The organism is Nocardioides sp. (assembly GCF_036374615.1).
Taxonomy (GTDB): domain Bacteria; phylum Actinomycetota; class Actinomycetes; order Propionibacteriales; family Nocardioidaceae; genus Nocardioides.
Genome location: NZ_DASUTK010000170.1, coordinates 68,654 through 83,486, shown reverse-complemented (window position 1 = coordinate 83,486; position 14,833 = coordinate 68,654). Strand labels below are relative to the sequence as shown.

Below are 14,833 nucleotides of genomic sequence, written 5' to 3'. Positions count from 1 at the left end.
CGCATCCAGTGCAGGGGTACGTCGACCACGTCGCGGCCCAGCAGCACGAGGGAACCGTCGGCGAGCCACGGGTCGAGCTGCGCGTCGGGAAGCAGTCCCCAGCCCAGCCCGAGGCTGACCGCCGCCGCGAAGTCGCCCGAGGTCGGGACGCGATGCCACACAGCAGGTTCCGGGACGCCTCGGCGTTCCAGCAGCGTGTGCTGCAGGTCGTCCTTCTCGTTGAGGACGACGACCGGCATCCGCTCCCAGTCCTGACCGCGCCCCTTCCGCCAGCGCTCCGCGACGCTCGGCGTCGCGGCCGGCCGGTAGCGCATCGACCCGAGTGAAGTGACGCGACAGCCCTGCACCGGCGCCGGGTCGGACGTGATCGCGGCCAGCGCCTCGCCACGTCGCAGCAGGTCGGCCGAGAAGGCCTGGTCCTCGACGTGGAGTCGCAGCGCGGCGTCGTCCCACCCAGCGACCTCTGTCATCACCGGCCGGAACCACGTCGCCAGCGAGTCGGCGTTCACCGCGAGCGTCAGCTCGGCGAGACCCGCTCGTCCCAGGGCACGATCGGCTTCGGCCGCGAGCAGCTGGTGCTGCCGAGCCAGCCGGAGCAGGACCTCGCCCGCGGCGGTCGCTCGACACGGTGTGGTGCGCTGCACGAGGACCTGCCCCACCGCTGCCTCGAGCGCGCGGATCCGCTGGCTGACGGCCGACGGCGTCAGCCGCTGGGCCCGGGCGGCGGCGTCGAACGTGCCGTGGTCGGCGATCGCGAGCAGCGTCGCCAGCTGCGCGGACGGGAGCTCCATGTTCCGATCTTAAGGTCTGCTACATCTTCTAAAGATTCTTTCGCTTCCGTGATGCCAGCCGCGTCCCTACGGTGGGGGCGTGCTCCTCGACGCGACGACCGGGCTGGTCACCGGCCTGACCCTGATCATCGCGATCGGGGCCCAGAACGCGTTCGTGCTGCGGCAAGGCCTGCTGCGACAGCACGTCGGGGTGGTCGTGGCGGTGTGCGCCGTCTCCGACCTGCTCCTGATCATCGCAGGGGTCGCCGGGATCGGGACGGTGGTCGAGCGCGCCCCCGAGGCGATCACGGTGGTGCGCTGGCTCGGGGTGGCGTTCCTGACCTGGTACGGCGTGGCGTCGCTGCTGCGGGCGCGACGGGCGGACGTGCTGCGGGCCGCCGACCGTGGCGCCGGCTCCCGTCGTATCGCGCTCCTGACGGCGCTGGCCCTGACCTGGCTGAACCCGCACGTCTACCTCGACACGGTGCTGCTGCTCGGGTCGCTGGCCCAGCAGCACGGGGAGACCGGGCGGTGGTGGTTCGCGGCGGGCGCCACCACCGCCAGCCTGCTGTGGTTCGTCGGACTCGGGTACGGCGCCCGCCGCGCGTCCGGACTGCTCACGAGCCCCCGCGCGTGGCAGGTGCTCGACGTCCTGATCGGGCTGACCATGCTGGTCATCGCGGTGACGTTGGCAACGGGGTGAGGGCAGTCGAGCCGTGGTCATTCCGTTCCGCGAACGAGATGGACCTGCAGGCGGGACCGGTCCGGGTTGTCCGTGGGCGCGATGCGGACCTGGCCGGTCGCCCCTTCGTGCGCACCGGTGCCACCGGTCACTGATGCAATGATCGGCTCCGTGAAGTCGGTTGTGGTGGCGAGCTCGATCGTCGAGCGGACGAGCAGCAGCGTGCCCTGGCACTGATACAGCCCACCGGGCAACCGGGTACAGCTGCTGGCGAACCTCCCGGCATCCGCGGAGTCGTCCCGCGTGCGTAGACGGTTGTTGAACGACAGGACGTCACCCGGACTGGCGCCCGGGTCGCCGACGTCGAGCTCGAAGACCTTGTCCCGGACGTCGAGGAATCGTAGGGATGTTCCTCCCCGGGAGCGGTTCGGCGCGAACTCCGACGGAGTTGCGAACTCAGCCGGCGCAGCGAGCTCCACCGCCGCAGCGGCATCAGCGGGCAGGGGGGTCTCAGCCGGCGTGGAGAAGCCCGCGGGCGGCTTGGGGGTCGCGGTGGCGTCACCGGCGACCAGCGCGACGGCTACGAGCGGCAGGGTCGCGAGGACGAGGTGTTTGCTGTACATGGTTCCCATCTCCTTGGTTGGTTCTCGGCTTGTCAGGCCCGTCGAACGTAGGTGGGGGCGACGTCGGCGAGCATCGGTGAACTCCCTCATCCCGGCGGGCAGGCGTATCGTGAAAACGTGTCCGCGCATCCGCTCGTCGGGCGGGACACAGAGCTCGCCCGGCTCGGTGACCTGATCACTCGCAGCCATGCGACGTCGCGGCTCGCCGTCGGACTGGTCCGTGGAGAGATGGGGGTCGGGAAGTCCCGGCTCCTGGCAGCGGTGGCGTCGTCGGTGAGCTCTCCCCAGGTGTTCACCGTCGACGGATGCGAATGGGAGCGATCGCTTCCCTTTGCCGGCGTGGCCCCGATGCTGCGATCACTCGGCGACATCGAGGGGGAGCGCTCCACGCTGTCGGCGCTCCTGGAGGAGCCGGTTCGACAGCTCGAGCCGGTGCAGGTCCTGGAGGCGACCCGACGAAGCGTTGCGGACGCGGGTCCGGTCGCCGTGCTCGTCGACGACCTGCAGTGGCTGGATCGACTCAGTCTGGCGCTCATCCACTACCTGCTTCGGGACGCCGAGGCCGCCGGGCGTCCGCTCAGCCTGGTGGTGGCGTCACGACCGGGGTCGGTGATGAACAGGTTCGGCCTGACGGCACGACGCCTCCTCGACGATCCCGGGCGGATGTGCGATCTCGAGCTCGGACCGCTCGCGCACGACGACGCCGTTCGGCTGGTTTCCTCGTTGCGCCCCGGCCTGGACGAGGAGGCGACGGCAGCGCTGGTGGCACGCGCCGGCGGCGTCCCGTTCTGGCTGACCGAGCTCGCACGCGCCGAGAACTCGCAGCTGGAGATCCCGCGACTGGTCCAGGCACGACTGGCCCAGCTGCCGCCCGATGCGCTGCGGTACACGGCCGTGCTCGCACTCTGGGCGTCGCCGGCCGACACCGAGACCATCGCGCAGCTGCTCGGCTGGACGACCGATAGGTGTGCCGCCGCGAGCCGTGCGGTGGTGGACCTCGGGCTGGTGATCGCGTCCGGGGGAACAGCGCGGCTGGCTCACGACGCGTTTGCGGACGCGGTTTTGTCCAGCACGTCCTTCGAGCTCCTCAGTGGTCTGCACGCCGCGGTGGCCTCCTATCTCGACGCGGATGCCGGGGACGACACCGTGCGGCTGCGACGGGTGCTGGTGCACCGCCTGGCGTCAGGAGCGTCCGGCGCCGACGTAGCCGGACGGCTGTTGCGGTCACCGCATCGACGGCTTCTGGGACCGGAGGACCTCGAGGAATGCGCGCAGATCGCCCGGGCTGCGCCCGACGCCGACGATGCGCGGAGCCTGCTGAGAGAGGTGGCGCGGCTCGCATCCGAGATCGGCCATCCCGCCCTTGCCCTGCAGTCCTGGACGGCGCTCATGGTGGAATCGCCGACCTCGCCGGAACGCGCAATGGCGCGGCTACGGGCGTCTCAGTGTGCGCTCGCCAGCGGCGATCCCGACCATGCTCGAGCCCTGCTGGGCAACTCAGCGCCGGCCGATCTCGACCTTGCCGCGCGGATCGAGTGGGAGGCGCACGCATCCGAGATCGCCGCGAACAGCGGAGCCGAGTCTCGAGTGCCCATGCAACGGGCAGCCCGGATGACCCGCACCCTGATCACCCTCCGCGGCGGGGAGGAAGCGCTGAGTGCGGACGAACGGGCCGCACTGGTGTGCGCTCTCCGCGCGGAGTACTACTACGCCCTGCGCACCGAGCAGACCGACCTGATGCTGACCACGGCCGAACGGATCGCTACATCAGCGCACACCACCGAGGATCGGTTGCGCGGCGCCCTGCATGCCGCGGTCGCTCATCGGCTGCTCGGGCAGTACCCCGAGGCCGAGACCAAGGCCCGTGCCGTGCGGCTGGCCGCGGTGCGCGAGCCGCTGCCGGCCGTCGCCTTCGAGTCAGGGTTCATCCTGGCAGTCACCTTGTACTCGCTGGGTCGGCTGAAGGATGCTCGCGCCGCCGCCGAGGAGCTGTCGGCCGTGGCGGACCGAGCTCCTGTCGTCGTACCCAGCTGGCTGTCGGCGGCATGGGTGGACGCCCTCGGGCCCGAGATCGACGTCTCGTTGCACGGGTGGTCGGCCGGCCGCGATCGACTCGTCGACCTGATCGACGCCGAACCCCACCCACACCCCCGGCTCCACATTCGGCTCGCCCACGCACAGTGGTCGGCTCGGCTGGCCCATCCCTCGGGTGACGACGACGTCGTGGCCGGCGTGGTCGCCGCACGTGAGGACGCCGAGGATGCCGGCTGCAACCGATGCCTCGCCGAGGTCGAGCTCCGGATGGCCGAGGCCCTCGCACGCATCGGGCACCTCGAGGCGGCAGCCGATGCACTCGGCCGCTGGGACGCGACCCACGTCTCCGCAAACGGGCAGAGCCGGCTCTGGCGCGATCGGGCGCGGGCGCTGATCCTCGGGTCCGAGGATGCTGACGCGGCAGCCGCGCTCATGGCGCAGGTCGGCACCCTTGCCCAGTCGATGAGCGCCGGTCTCGAGAGCATCTGGGCGGACCTCGACCTCGGGCAGCTCCTGAGCCGTACCGACAACGCCGCTGCCGTACCCGTCCTCCGGCGTGCGGCCGAGAGCGCCCACGACAAGCACGCGACTGCTGAGCGGCAGCGCGCCCTGCAGCTGCTCCGCGCATCCGGGATACGAACCTGGCGTCCGAGCCGTCGAGCGGCCGAGAGCGATGACCAGCTGACCGATCGCGAACGATCAGTGGTGCAGATGATCCGTGCCGGTGCCAGCAACCCCGAGATCGCAGAAGCGCTGTTCATCTCCCGCAAGACCGTCGAACGCCATGTCTCGAACGCACTCGCCAAGACCAACACCCGCAACCGCGCAGAGCTTGCCGCCCGAGCAGACGCAGATCTCGCTGCGACGCTCGAGGCCGCCGAGAGCTAGGCCGGCCACCCTCGCCACTAGGTTGGCGTCGTGACCACGATCGGGATCGTCTCGCCCGGCGCGATGGGGAGCGCCCTGGGTCGAGCCTGGACGGCCGGCGGGGCGCGGGTCGTTGCCACCGTCGCAGGCCGTTCGGAGCGGACCCGTGGACTCGCCAACGGGCTGTCGTTGCTGCCGTCACTCGCCGACGTGGTCCGGGAGGCCGATGTCGTCGTGAGCGTGTGCCCGCCGGACGCCGCAGCCGACGTGCTGGCCGACGTGCTCGCGGCGGCGGGAGACCACCGTCCGGTGATCGCCGACGTGAACGCCGTCTCCCCCGACACCGTGTCCGCCCTCGAGAGCCGGACGGCGGCGGCGGGGTTCACCCTGGTCGACGGCTCGATCAGCGGTGGGCCCCCGTCACCCGGCGGGGACACCATGCTCTACCTCAGCGGCTCCGAGGCTGCACTCCTCGCGGACCTGCCGGCCGACGGCCTGCGCACGCGCGTCGTCGGCGAGCGGGCCGGCACCGCCTCGGCCGTCAAGATGTGCACCGCGTCCGTCTACAAGGGCACGACCGCTGTGTGGGCCCAGGCGCTGCAGACGGCGTACGCGCTTGGAGTTCTCGACGTGGTGCTCGACGACCTGCGCGAGGAGCACCCCGACGAGGTCGCCCGCGCCGCCCGACGGATCGCGATGTCAGCCAGCAAGGCCCACCGGTTCGTCGGGGAGATGGAGGAGATCTCGTCCACGCAGGGCGCGGCCGGTGCCTCGGCCGAGCTGTTCGCGGGCATGGCGGCCGTCTACCGGCGGTTGGCAGCCACCGAGCTGGGGTCCCTCACTCCCGAGGACGCCGCCGCGCTGAGGGAGCTCGAGGACGTGCTGCGGAGGTTGCGCTGACGCTCAGCCCTTGCGACCCGGGGGTCCGGAGCGCCGGGGCGGCGGACCCTGGTCACGCGTGAGCTCGATCAGCTTTCCGCTGATCCGGGTCTGGCGCAGCGCGGCCCACGACTCCTCGGACAGGGATGCCGGCAGCTCGACCAGCGAGTGGTCGGGGCGGATCACGATGGCGCCGAAGTCCCCGCGACTGAGCCCGCCCTCGTTGGCGATCGCTCCGACGATCTGACGGGGCTCGACCTTCTGCCGCTTGCCGACCGCGATCCGGTACGTCGCCATCGGACCGCCCGGGCCGCGACTGGTCCGGCCACCGCCGGCCGGCCGGTCCTTGCGACCCTTGGCGGGCCGGTCGCGCATCGGACGCGCCGGCTCCTCCTCGAGCAGCAACGGGGTGTCGCCCTGGAGGACGACGGCCAACGCCGCGGCCACGTCGACCTCGGGGACGTCGTGCTCTCGCACGTAGTGGCTCACGACGTCCCGGAAGAATCCGACCTGGGCCGAGCCGAGCGCCGCGGTGATCTGGTCGTCGAAGCGCGCGAGCCGAGTGACGTTGACGTCGTCGACGGTCGGGAGCTGCATCTCCGTCAGGGGCTGCCGGGTCGCCTTCTCGATGTGCTTGAGGAGGTAACGCTCGCGGGGGGTGACGAACGAGATCGCATCACCCGCGCGGCCGGCGCGGCCGGTACGGCCGATCCGGTGGACGTAGGACTCGGTGTCGGTCGGGATGTCGTAGTTGACGACGTGGCTGATCCGGTCGACGTCAAGGCCTCGCGCGGCGACGTCGGTGGCGACGAGGATGTCGAGCTTCCCGGTCCGCAGCTGGTTCACGGTGCGCTCACGCACCTGCTGGGGCACGTCGCCGTTGATGGCCTGCGCGGAGAAGCCGCGGGCCCGCAGCTTCTCGGCAAGCGTCTCGGTCTCGTTCTTGGTGCGGACGAAGACGATCATCCCCTCGAAGTTCTCGACCTCGAGGATCCGCGTCAGCGCGTCCACCTTCTGCGGATACCCGACGATCAGGTAGCGCTGGGTGGTGTTCGCCGACGTCGCGGTCTTGCCCTTGACGGTGATCTCGACCGGGTCGCTGAGGTACTGCGCCGCGAGCCGTCGGATCGTCTTCGGCATGGTCGCGGAGAACAGCGCCACCTGCTTGGTCGACGGCGTGTCAGCGAGGATCCGCTCGACGTCGTCGGCGAAGCCCATGTTCAGCATCTCGTCGGCCTCGTCGAGCACGAGGAAGCGCAGCTCACTGAGATCGAGCGTGCCCTTGTCGAGGTGGTCCATGATGCGACCGGGCGTGCCGACCACGATGTGCACGCCGCGACGCAGGGCCGAGAGCTGCACGCCGTACCCCTGGCCGCCGTACACCGGCAGCACGTGGACGCCCCGGAGGTGCGCGGCGTAGCGCTCGAACGCCTCGCACACCTGCAGCGCCAGCTCACGGGTCGGGGCCAGCACCAGCGCCTGGGGTGCCTTCTGGCTCACGTCGAGCCGCTCCAGGATCGGCAGCGCGAACGCCGCGGTCTTGCCGGTGCCGGTCTGGGCGAGGCCGACCAGGTCGTTGCCGGCCAGCAGCGGCGGGATGGTCCGGGCTTGGATCGTCGAGGGGCTCTCGTAGCCGACCTCGCGCAGCGACTTCAGGACCGCGTCGCCCAGTCCGAGGTCGGAGAACGTGACGGCTGCGGGCTCCGAGGTTTCGGTGCTCATCGCTCCACGGTAGGGGTTGGCGGGCCTGACCTGCATTCGTCGGACCCGTACGCTCCCACCATGGCTGACTCCCTCGTCCGGCTCGTCGAGCTCTGGTGGCAGGCAGTCGACGACTTCTCGACCCTCTTGGAGACCGTCGAGCCGCAGCAGTGGTCGGCGCCCACCGATCTCGCGGGTTGGGACGTCCACGCGATCGCCGCGCACACCGCCCACCTCGAGTCACTGCTCGCGGGTGCACCGCACGACGAGGTCGAGATCGGCGAACCGGCCCACGTCACCGGCATGTTCGGCCAGTTCACCGAGCAGGGCGTCGTCGCTCGTCGCGACCGCTCGCCCGACGAGCTGATCACCGAGATCCGCACCTCGGCGACCGCCCGCCGCACAGCGCTGCTGGCCGAGCCGCGGGAGGACGCCGCCGCTCCCGCTCTCGGCGTTTTCGGGCTGATCGGGTGGACCACCGAACGGCTGCTCCGCAACCGGCCCCTCGACCTGTGGATGCACGAGCAGGACGTACGGCGCGCGATCGGCCGACCCGGCAATCTCGACGGCCCGGCGGCGGTCCACACCGCCGACTACCTCGCCGAGAGCCTGGGGTACGTGCTGGTCAAGCGGGCAGGCGCCGGTCCTGGCACCACCGCGGTACTCGAGATCGAGGGGCACGCCCCGAAGGTGGTCGTGGTCAACACGGACGGGCGAGGCGAGGTCATGCAAGAAGCGCCGAAGGACCCCACGGTGCGGCTCACGCTGGGCCGCGAGACGTTCATCCTGCTGTCGGGCGGCCGCCGTCCCGCCGAGCCAGGTGCGGTCTCGCTGACCGGCGACACCGACCTCGGCGAGCGGGTCCTCGCCGGACTCGCCGTCACTCCGTGAGCGCTCGACGCTGGCGCTAGGACGACCCGCCCGGCCAGACTGCGACTCTGGGCGATCTGGGGGTGTTCCTCAGCTCATGTTCGACAGGCCGGGACGCAGCTCTTGCCGACGTTTCCGCTCCGAACACACAATGGTCCTGTCGCGCTCGGGCTCGGCGGGGATCGAGGGGGAGCTCATGCACCGAGCGGTTGTGCCATTCATCGTAGGTGTGCTTCTCGTCGGGGCGTGCGGTGGAGGCGAGGACGACGCCTCGGAGACGAACGGAGAGTCCGAGCAGCTCGTGATCCGTACGAGCGTGACCATCGCCCCCACGGCAGGAGCGGAGCCGATCGCCACCGGTGAGATCGTGGAGGGTTCAACCCTCGGCGACTCGCCGTTCTGCGTCGGGGGAACCATCCGGGACACGCACGGAAGCCCCGATCCGGAAGTGCTCCTCATCGCCCGTACCATCACCTGTCCGGACGGCAAGGTCCGACTGGACCTGTCGCCGGAGCTGTCGCAGAGCTCGACCCAGACCGGCTCGTGGATCATCGTCAGCGGAACCGGCGCATTCGAGGGGCTGAGCGGGGGTGGGGAGATGGAGACTGTGTACGACCCCGACCCCGAAGCGCCCGCTCGCGAGACGCTCACCGGGACGGCGACGCGGTAGCCGTCTGTCACCTGCGCGAACGCTTCGACTACTCAGTCACCCAGCGGCGGCGGTGCGGCGTGCGTGATGCGCAGCCACGAGCCGGGGCGGACGGAGGACCGCGAAGCCTTGGCAGGCTCCATCGCATCCCTGACCAAAGTCGGGCCAGGTGGCCGACCTGCGTCTGATGTGCCAGGCCGATGAGGCGCCGTAGCGTCGCGGCATGGCCAAGATCCAGGTGTGGGAGCTGAGCCGCGACGGGCGGCGTCACACCCTGACGGCGCGCGACGCGGGTCTGTCGCGCCGGCTCGAGTGGCGGATCGACGACGAGCTGGTCGCGGAGAAGAAGACCTCTGACGAGAAGGTCCGGCTCACCCACGGCCGGCACGCCCTCGACGTCAGGTTCACGCTCCTCGGCCGCGGCAAGCGGGCCACGCTGCACACCGCGGACGACGGCGTGAGCGCGACGGCGCAGGCAGAGCTCGGCGTCGGCGGGGTCGACCTGGTGCCGGCGCCCGGCTCGCCCGCGGCCACGCGTGAGCAGTGGATCCGCGAGCACCCGCGACTCCACACCTCGCGCGCGACGCTGGGCGGCACGGCCGGCATCGTCGTACCACTCGTCATCGCGTGGCTGCTCGCACGGTTCGCGTTCTCGATCGACCTGCCCGACATCCCCTGGCCCGACCTGCCCGACCTGCCGTCGATCCCGTGGCCGGACATCCCGCTGCCCGACTGGTCATTGCCGGACTGGTCGCTCCCGGGCTGGCTGCAGCAGGTGCTGGACGTCCTGAAGTTCGTCTTCCCGGTGCTGTTGGCGTTCGTGATCGCACGCGGGGAGATCCGAAGACGCCGCAAGCAGGACGAGCTCCGTCAGAACGACGACCAGCACTGACCCGCGCAGGTGACACCTCCGAGACCTTCGGACAGGCTGGCAGTCGTGGACGTCGAACTGCTGGGTGTCGAGCGGCTCCGCTTCACCGACGGCGCACCCGTGCGTGCGGCCTCGGCGGTGGTGCCATTCCGGGAGGGCTTTCTCGTGGTGCAGGACGACAGCACCCATGCAGCGTGGTTCCGAGACGGCCCTGCAACGCCGGTCCGGCTGCTCCCACCGGTCGAGGGACACGAGCTCTTCTCCCAGGCTGCCGGCACCAAGCACCTCAAGCCCGACTTCGAGGCAGCCTGTCAGGTCGACGTCGGTGCCGAGACGGCCGTACTGATCATGGGCTCAGGCTCGTCCGAGGCCCGAATGCGCTGGGTGTTGCTCCAGCTGGACCGAGGGGAACCGCGAGCCGTGACCGCGGACATGACGCCGCTGTACTCCACGGTGGCCGATGCCCTGTCTGTGATGCCCGAGGACCTCAACATGGAGGGAGCCTGCGTCGTCGGTGACGTGCTCCGCTGGTACCACCGCGGACTACCATCCGCCGGCCAGCCCTCCGGCAGCGTCGACCTCGACCTCCCGGCCGCCGTAGCGGCCGCTCGACGGCAGGTCGAGCCCAGCGCTCTCACCGTGGCCGGGCACCGCACCTACGACCTCGGCACCATCGCCGGCGTCGGCTTGAGCGTCACCGACGTCGTGACCCTGCACGGCGGAGGCCTCCTGGCGAGTGCGGCGGCGGAGGACACGCCCAACCCCCGTGACGACGGCCCGGTGGTGGCCTCGGGCCTGGCGCTGCTCGAGGATCACTCGGCCGCGGAGCTCGTCCCGATACCACTGGTGGAGGACCGCGTCGTCAAGATCGAGGGCCTGCTGGTGGTGGAGGCCGCCGAGAACCAGACTGTCCTGCTGGCAGTCGCCGATGACGACGACCCGCACGCGCCGTCACTGGCTGCCCGGCTGCGTGTTCGGCACTGACACTCATACGGTGCCGACGAGTCCGACGTACGACGGCAGGCAGGCTGTCAGAGGATCGCGTTGATGATGGCCGTGCAGTAGTCGTCGGAGCGCCCGGTCGAGCCCTTGATCTGGGTGAAGCTCAGCTCGACGTCGTCGGAGGGGTCGGTGGGCGTGCCGCCGTGGTCGACCACCAGCTCGAAGCGGACCTGGCCCGGGTTGCGTGCGATGGCCTTGCCGTCGGGTCCGTACAGAGTCGAGGGCCCGGTCACGAGGATCACGATGCTCAGGGTTCCGTCACCGTTGTCGGTCACGTGCAGGTCCTTGTCGACCACGCGGGTCCGCTCGCGGACACTGAGACCGTTGACCGGGTTCGTGGTCGTCATCGAGCTGGTCGCATGCTCCATGTAGTACACCAACCGGTCCCGACCCCGGCTCTTGACCGAGAATGTGCCGTCGGCGACGAACTCGAACTCAACCGTGAAGCCGGGCACCTCGCAGAAGTCGTGGATGGTCCCGATGGACACATCGTGGAACTCTCCGCGTTCGATGACTTTCGCGGACGCGGGTGCGAGTGGGGCAGAGCGTGGTCAGAGCAACTCCGAGGAGAACGGCGAAGATCGTGCTGCGAGTCCGGAGCATGGTGGGTTCCTTTGCTGATGCGGGTCGGCCCCGAGACTCGTGGTCGTCTGCCTGGAGGTCTACTCCTGGCGCACGACCCAGCACAAGGGACACCGGGCACAACGTGAGCCATTCCCGGCGCGTGTCTAGACCGCCCGGTCGGGCGTCGATCCCAGAACGTTGCCGCAGGAGTGAAGCGACGAACTCAGGCAGGCTGGTTCTCCTCCGCCCACAAGCCGAGCAAGCCCCGGAAGTGCGCGAGGAACTGCTCCTGCTCGTGGGCGGGGTACGTTGCCGCGACCGTGTCGCGCAGCAGCCGGTCGAACTCGTCGGAGGTCACCCAGTCGTGCACCTGCTCGGGCAGGTGCGGCAGGTGCTGGTCGCACCACTCGCGGTAGCGGTCGGTCTCGAAGTGCGCGTCGGCCAGCGCGGCGTACGCGTCGAGCTTCTCGTCGTAGGTGCGGTCGGAGTCGGCGATCTCGAAGTACCGAGCTGTCTCGAGGTCGACGTTGCTGCGTCGTCCGGTGACGACGCAGTAGACCGACCAGCGCACGAGTGCGGTGATCGCCCAGGGGAAGTAGTAGTGGAGGCTGGTGACGGCCACGTCGGGGCAGGCGTTGGCGTAGTCGATCGGGTAGACGTCGTCGCCGGTCACGAGCATCTCCGCCGAGTTGAACTCCCAGTGGAAGAAGGCGTTGACGATCCGACTGATCTGGGCCGCCTGATGCCCCGCCGAGGGCGAGAGGAAGTCGTGAGTGACGGCGTACCGCTGGTGCATCGGCTGGTCGGGTCGGAAGTCCATCACCATCGTCTCGGGACCGATCGAGAGCGCACGCGCGAAGTGGTCGTAGTCGACGGTCGCCTGCAGGTGCATCAGCATCTCGCCGGACTCGTCGTACGCCCGGTGGAGGTCGGCGCGGTCGTTGACCCGGGAGACGCCGCGCCAGCCGCCGCCGTCGAACGGCTTCATGTAGAGCGGGTATCCGAGACGGTCCGCGATCGCGTCGAGGTCGAACGGTCGGTTGTACTTCTCCGAGGTGTAGGCCCAGCGGACGTTGTCGACCGGGTTCTTGTACGGCACCAGGATCGTGTCCGGCACCTTCAGACCGAGTCGCAGCATCGCGCAGTAGGCGCTGTGCTTCTCCATGGACTGGAACGTGAAGGGGCTGTTGAGCAGGTAGGTCCCGTTGACCAGCGCGGCCTTCTTCAGCCACTCGCGCGGGTGGTAGTACCAGTACGCCAGCCGGTCGATGACCAGGTCGGTGCGCACCGGATCGGTGAGGTCGAACGGCTCGATCGTGAGCCGCTCGCTCGACACGGTGTGGCGGTCGCCGGCCACCGAGAGCGGCCCGACCCGCCGCAGGATCGACTCGAACGCGCGCGGCCAGTCCTCCTCGGCCCCGAGCAGCAGTCCGATCAGGTGGTCGCTCATGTCGGTCCTCTCCGGTGGACGGGCTGTGTCAACAGGCTGTGCTCAACAGGCTGTGTTCAACAGGCTGTGTTCAACAGAAGCGTGGCAGGTGGTAGGCGAGCTGCAGCTGCCACCACGGCCAGTCGTGCGCCGAGTCGTGGCCCCACACGTCGAGCTGGTGGGGTATCTGCTTGGCGGCGAGCAGCTCCGCCATCCGCCGGGCACCGGGGAGCGACCCGGTCGGGTTGACCTCCCACGGCCCTTCACCGACGACGAGCACGATGTTCACCCGGCTCCGCAACCAGTCGAGGTGGTCACCCTCGAGGTGCCGAACGTAGTCGGTCGGATTGGTGAAGAAGGCCGCATCGCCGCGCTCCCCCCACGCGTGCCACTCCGACGGGTCGTAGCTGCCCGACTGGCAGAGGGCCAGGGGGAACACGTCGGCGCGGGTGAGGGCCAACTGCAGCGCGTGGTAGGCGCCCAGGCTGCAACCAGTCGCCGCCAGGTCGCCGTGACCCGGTGAGTCGTGGTCGATCAGGGGAACCACGCGGTCGATGATCCACGCCTCGTAGCCGCGATGTCGCCGCGCCCGCTCCTCGAGCGACGCGCTCTGGTCGGACCAGGTGGCGTCGTCGACCGAGTCGACGCAGTAGAGCTTCACCCGGCCGGCATCGATCAGGTCCCTGACAGCGTCGACCATGCCGTTGTTCTCGTAGTCCCAGGCGCGACCTCGCTCGCTGGGGAACACGACCACGGGACGGCCGTAGTGCCCGTAGCGGATCACCGTGCCGCTGCGGTCGAAGCCCGGGATGTCGAGCTCCCACGTCATTCGCTCCGTCATGTCCACACCTTTCGCACCAGCTGCGTGAGATGAGGGTCGAGCACGTCCCGCCAGCACGTCCAGGTGTGCGCCTGACGGACCTCCCCCCACGAGACCTCCATCCCGACCGCCATCAGGTGGTCGCGCACCAGCCGGTTGTTGGCCAGGTTCTCCTCCGCGGTCCCGCAGGTCATCGCGACCGCCGGCGCTTCCGGCGCGGCCTGGCTCGCCGCCAGCACGCTCCTGACGAACCCGGTGACCTCGTCCCAGTACTCGAAGTCGGACTCCTGCGGGTCGAGCTCGGGCGTGAAGAAGGAGCCGGACTGCAGCATCAGCCCGGCGAACGTGGCCGGACTCGTCCATGCCGCGTGGAGCGCGGCGAGCCCGCCGAGGCTCTGACCGACGAGCACCGGTCGGTGGTTGCTCGGGGCGGCAGCCAACAGGTCGGGCAGCACGTGGCCGGTGAGGGCGGCGGCGTAGGCCGGGTTCGCCGAGTAGCGCTCGTTGCGGGGGCCCGGCGCCAGCAGCGCAACCCGGATGCGGGGCAGCCGGCCGGCAGCGATGCCGGCGCCGGCCCACGTGAGCAGCTCGCCGTACGTCGCCATCTCGGGGCCGTCGTGCACCAGCAGCATCGGCAGCGGCTCGGCAGCGTCGGCGTCCGCCGGCGACCAGAGCGTGGCCTCGACGTCACCGGCCGGGGTGTCCTCGACGACCAGGTCCACCTGCTCCGAGGGCACCTGCGGTTCCTCGAGCCAGGCAGGGGGTGCGTACGACCGGAGGCCGACCCACGAGTGCTCGCCGAACGCGCCGTCGACGGTCTGCGGGTTGGTGGGGTCGAGCCGGTGGTCGCCGTCGACGTCGAGCAGGTACTCGAGCCGGTCGACGGGGAGGTCGGTGAGCCGCAGCTCCCACCCGTCGCCGACCTTGGAGAGCGTGGGCTCCGGGAGGTCGACCTCGCTCCACAGCCGGACCGACTCCGCTGCTCCCGCGGGGTCGGGGTAGCGCACCACGACGTCGTCCTCGACGACGGTGGTGCAGAAGGCTCCGTCGCTCACGCTGGTCAGGGTAGTGA

At 70.2% G+C, this 14,833-nt stretch carries 14 protein-coding genes; 7 read left to right on the top strand and 7 right to left on the bottom strand.

Features of this window, described 5'->3' with window-relative positions:
* A partial coding sequence (locus tag VFZ39_RS13475; protein ID WP_330866284.1) for an ArgP/LysG family DNA-binding transcriptional regulator occupies positions 1-791 on the bottom strand: 791 nt, incomplete at its 3' end.
* A 79-nt stretch (positions 792-870) separates the two neighbouring features.
* On the opposite strand from VFZ39_RS13475, the gene VFZ39_RS13470 reads away from it, so the two are divergent.
* A complete protein-coding gene (locus VFZ39_RS13470) occupies positions 871-1,473 on the top strand; it encodes a LysE/ArgO family amino acid transporter (protein ID WP_330866283.1) in 603 nt (200 codons plus the stop codon).
* A 17-nt stretch (positions 1,474-1,490) separates the two neighbouring features.
* On the opposite strand, the gene VFZ39_RS13465 is transcribed toward VFZ39_RS13470, so the two are convergent.
* Positions 1,491-2,075: a hypothetical protein gene (locus VFZ39_RS13465; protein WP_330866282.1), complete on the bottom strand. Its 585-nt coding sequence runs from the start codon at positions 2,073-2,075 to the stop codon at positions 1,491-1,493.
* Positions 2,076-2,192: 117 nt separating this feature from the next.
* Here VFZ39_RS13465 and VFZ39_RS13460 point away from each other — a divergent pair, with 117 nt between their 5' ends.
* The gene (locus VFZ39_RS13460) at positions 2,193-4,997 is read left to right on the top strand and encodes an AAA family ATPase (protein ID WP_330866281.1); all 2,805 of its coding nucleotides are present in this window, start codon (positions 2,193-2,195) and stop codon (positions 4,995-4,997) included.
* A 30-nt stretch (positions 4,998-5,027) separates the two neighbouring features.
* On the top strand, positions 5,028-5,876 hold the full coding sequence (locus VFZ39_RS13455) for an NAD(P)-dependent oxidoreductase (RefSeq protein WP_330866280.1): 849 nt from the start codon (positions 5,028-5,030) through the stop codon (positions 5,874-5,876).
* Between the two features lie 3 nt (positions 5,877-5,879).
* Here VFZ39_RS13455 and VFZ39_RS13450 read toward each other — a convergent pair whose 3' ends face one another.
* Positions 5,880-7,577, bottom strand: a complete 1,698-nt coding sequence (locus VFZ39_RS13450; protein ID WP_330866279.1) for a DEAD/DEAH box helicase — start codon at positions 7,575-7,577, stop codon at positions 5,880-5,882.
* Between the two features lie 60 nt (positions 7,578-7,637).
* Here VFZ39_RS13450 and VFZ39_RS13445 point away from each other — a divergent pair, with 60 nt between their 5' ends.
* The 4 genes from VFZ39_RS13445 to VFZ39_RS13430 all read left to right on the top strand — a co-directional run bounded on the left by VFZ39_RS13445 (position 7,638) and on the right by VFZ39_RS13430 (position 10,930).
* A complete protein-coding gene (locus VFZ39_RS13445) occupies positions 7,638-8,447 on the top strand; it encodes a maleylpyruvate isomerase family mycothiol-dependent enzyme (RefSeq protein WP_330866278.1) in 810 nt (269 codons plus the stop codon).
* Positions 8,448-8,637: 190 nt separating this feature from the next.
* Entirely contained in the window at positions 8,638-9,096 is a 459-nt protein-coding gene (locus VFZ39_RS13440) for a hypothetical protein (protein ID WP_330866277.1), read from the top strand.
* A gap of 202 nt (positions 9,097-9,298) precedes the next feature.
* Entirely contained in the window at positions 9,299-9,967 is a 669-nt protein-coding gene (locus VFZ39_RS13435) for a hypothetical protein (RefSeq protein ID WP_330866276.1), read from the top strand.
* Between the two features lie 45 nt (positions 9,968-10,012).
* A complete protein-coding gene (locus tag VFZ39_RS13430) occupies positions 10,013-10,930 on the top strand; it encodes a DUF6910 family protein (protein ID WP_330866275.1) in 918 nt (305 codons plus the stop codon).
* Between the two features lie 47 nt (positions 10,931-10,977).
* Here the strand turns inward: VFZ39_RS13430 and VFZ39_RS13425 are convergent, their stop codons facing one another.
* The 4 genes from VFZ39_RS13425 to VFZ39_RS13410 form a co-directional block, all read right to left on the bottom strand.
* On the bottom strand, positions 10,978-11,436 hold the full coding sequence (locus VFZ39_RS13425) for a hypothetical protein (protein WP_330866274.1): 459 nt from the start codon (positions 11,434-11,436) through the stop codon (positions 10,978-10,980).
* 299 nt (positions 11,437-11,735) lie between these two features.
* The gene (locus VFZ39_RS13420) at positions 11,736-12,962 is read right to left on the bottom strand and encodes a hypothetical protein (protein WP_330866273.1); all 1,227 of its coding nucleotides are present in this window, start codon (positions 12,960-12,962) and stop codon (positions 11,736-11,738) included.
* 70 nt (positions 12,963-13,032) lie between these two features.
* Positions 13,033-13,782 (bottom strand): esterase family protein, encoded by a 750-nt coding sequence (locus VFZ39_RS13415; RefSeq protein WP_330866272.1) that lies wholly within the window; start codon positions 13,780-13,782, stop codon positions 13,033-13,035.
* Complete coding sequence (locus VFZ39_RS13410) at positions 13,779-14,816, bottom strand: alpha/beta hydrolase (RefSeq protein WP_330866271.1); 1,038 nt, start codon at positions 14,814-14,816, stop codon at positions 13,779-13,781. Before VFZ39_RS13410 ends, VFZ39_RS13415 begins: the two co-directional genes overlap by 4 nt.
* Between the last annotated feature and the right edge of the window lie 17 nt (positions 14,817-14,833).

Coding starts and splice junctions, on each gene's coding strand:
- VFZ39_RS13465 (WP_330866282.1), bottom strand. CDS start 2,075: ATGTACAGCAAACACCTCGTCCTCGCGACCCTGCCGCTCGTAGCCGTC.
- VFZ39_RS13450 (WP_330866279.1), bottom strand. CDS start 7,577: ATGAGCACCGAAACCTCGGAGCCCGCAGCCGTCACGTTCTCCGACCTC.
- VFZ39_RS13445 (WP_330866278.1), top strand. CDS start 7,638: ATGGCTGACTCCCTCGTCCGGCTCGTCGAGCTCTGGTGGCAGGCAGTC.
- VFZ39_RS13435 (WP_330866276.1), top strand. CDS start 9,299: ATGGCCAAGATCCAGGTGTGGGAGCTGAGCCGCGACGGGCGGCGTCAC.
- VFZ39_RS13420 (WP_330866273.1), bottom strand. CDS start 12,962: ATGAGCGACCACCTGATCGGACTGCTGCTCGGGGCCGAGGAGGACTGG.
- VFZ39_RS13415 (WP_330866272.1), bottom strand. CDS start 13,782: ATGACGGAGCGAATGACGTGGGAGCTCGACATCCCGGGCTTCGACCGC.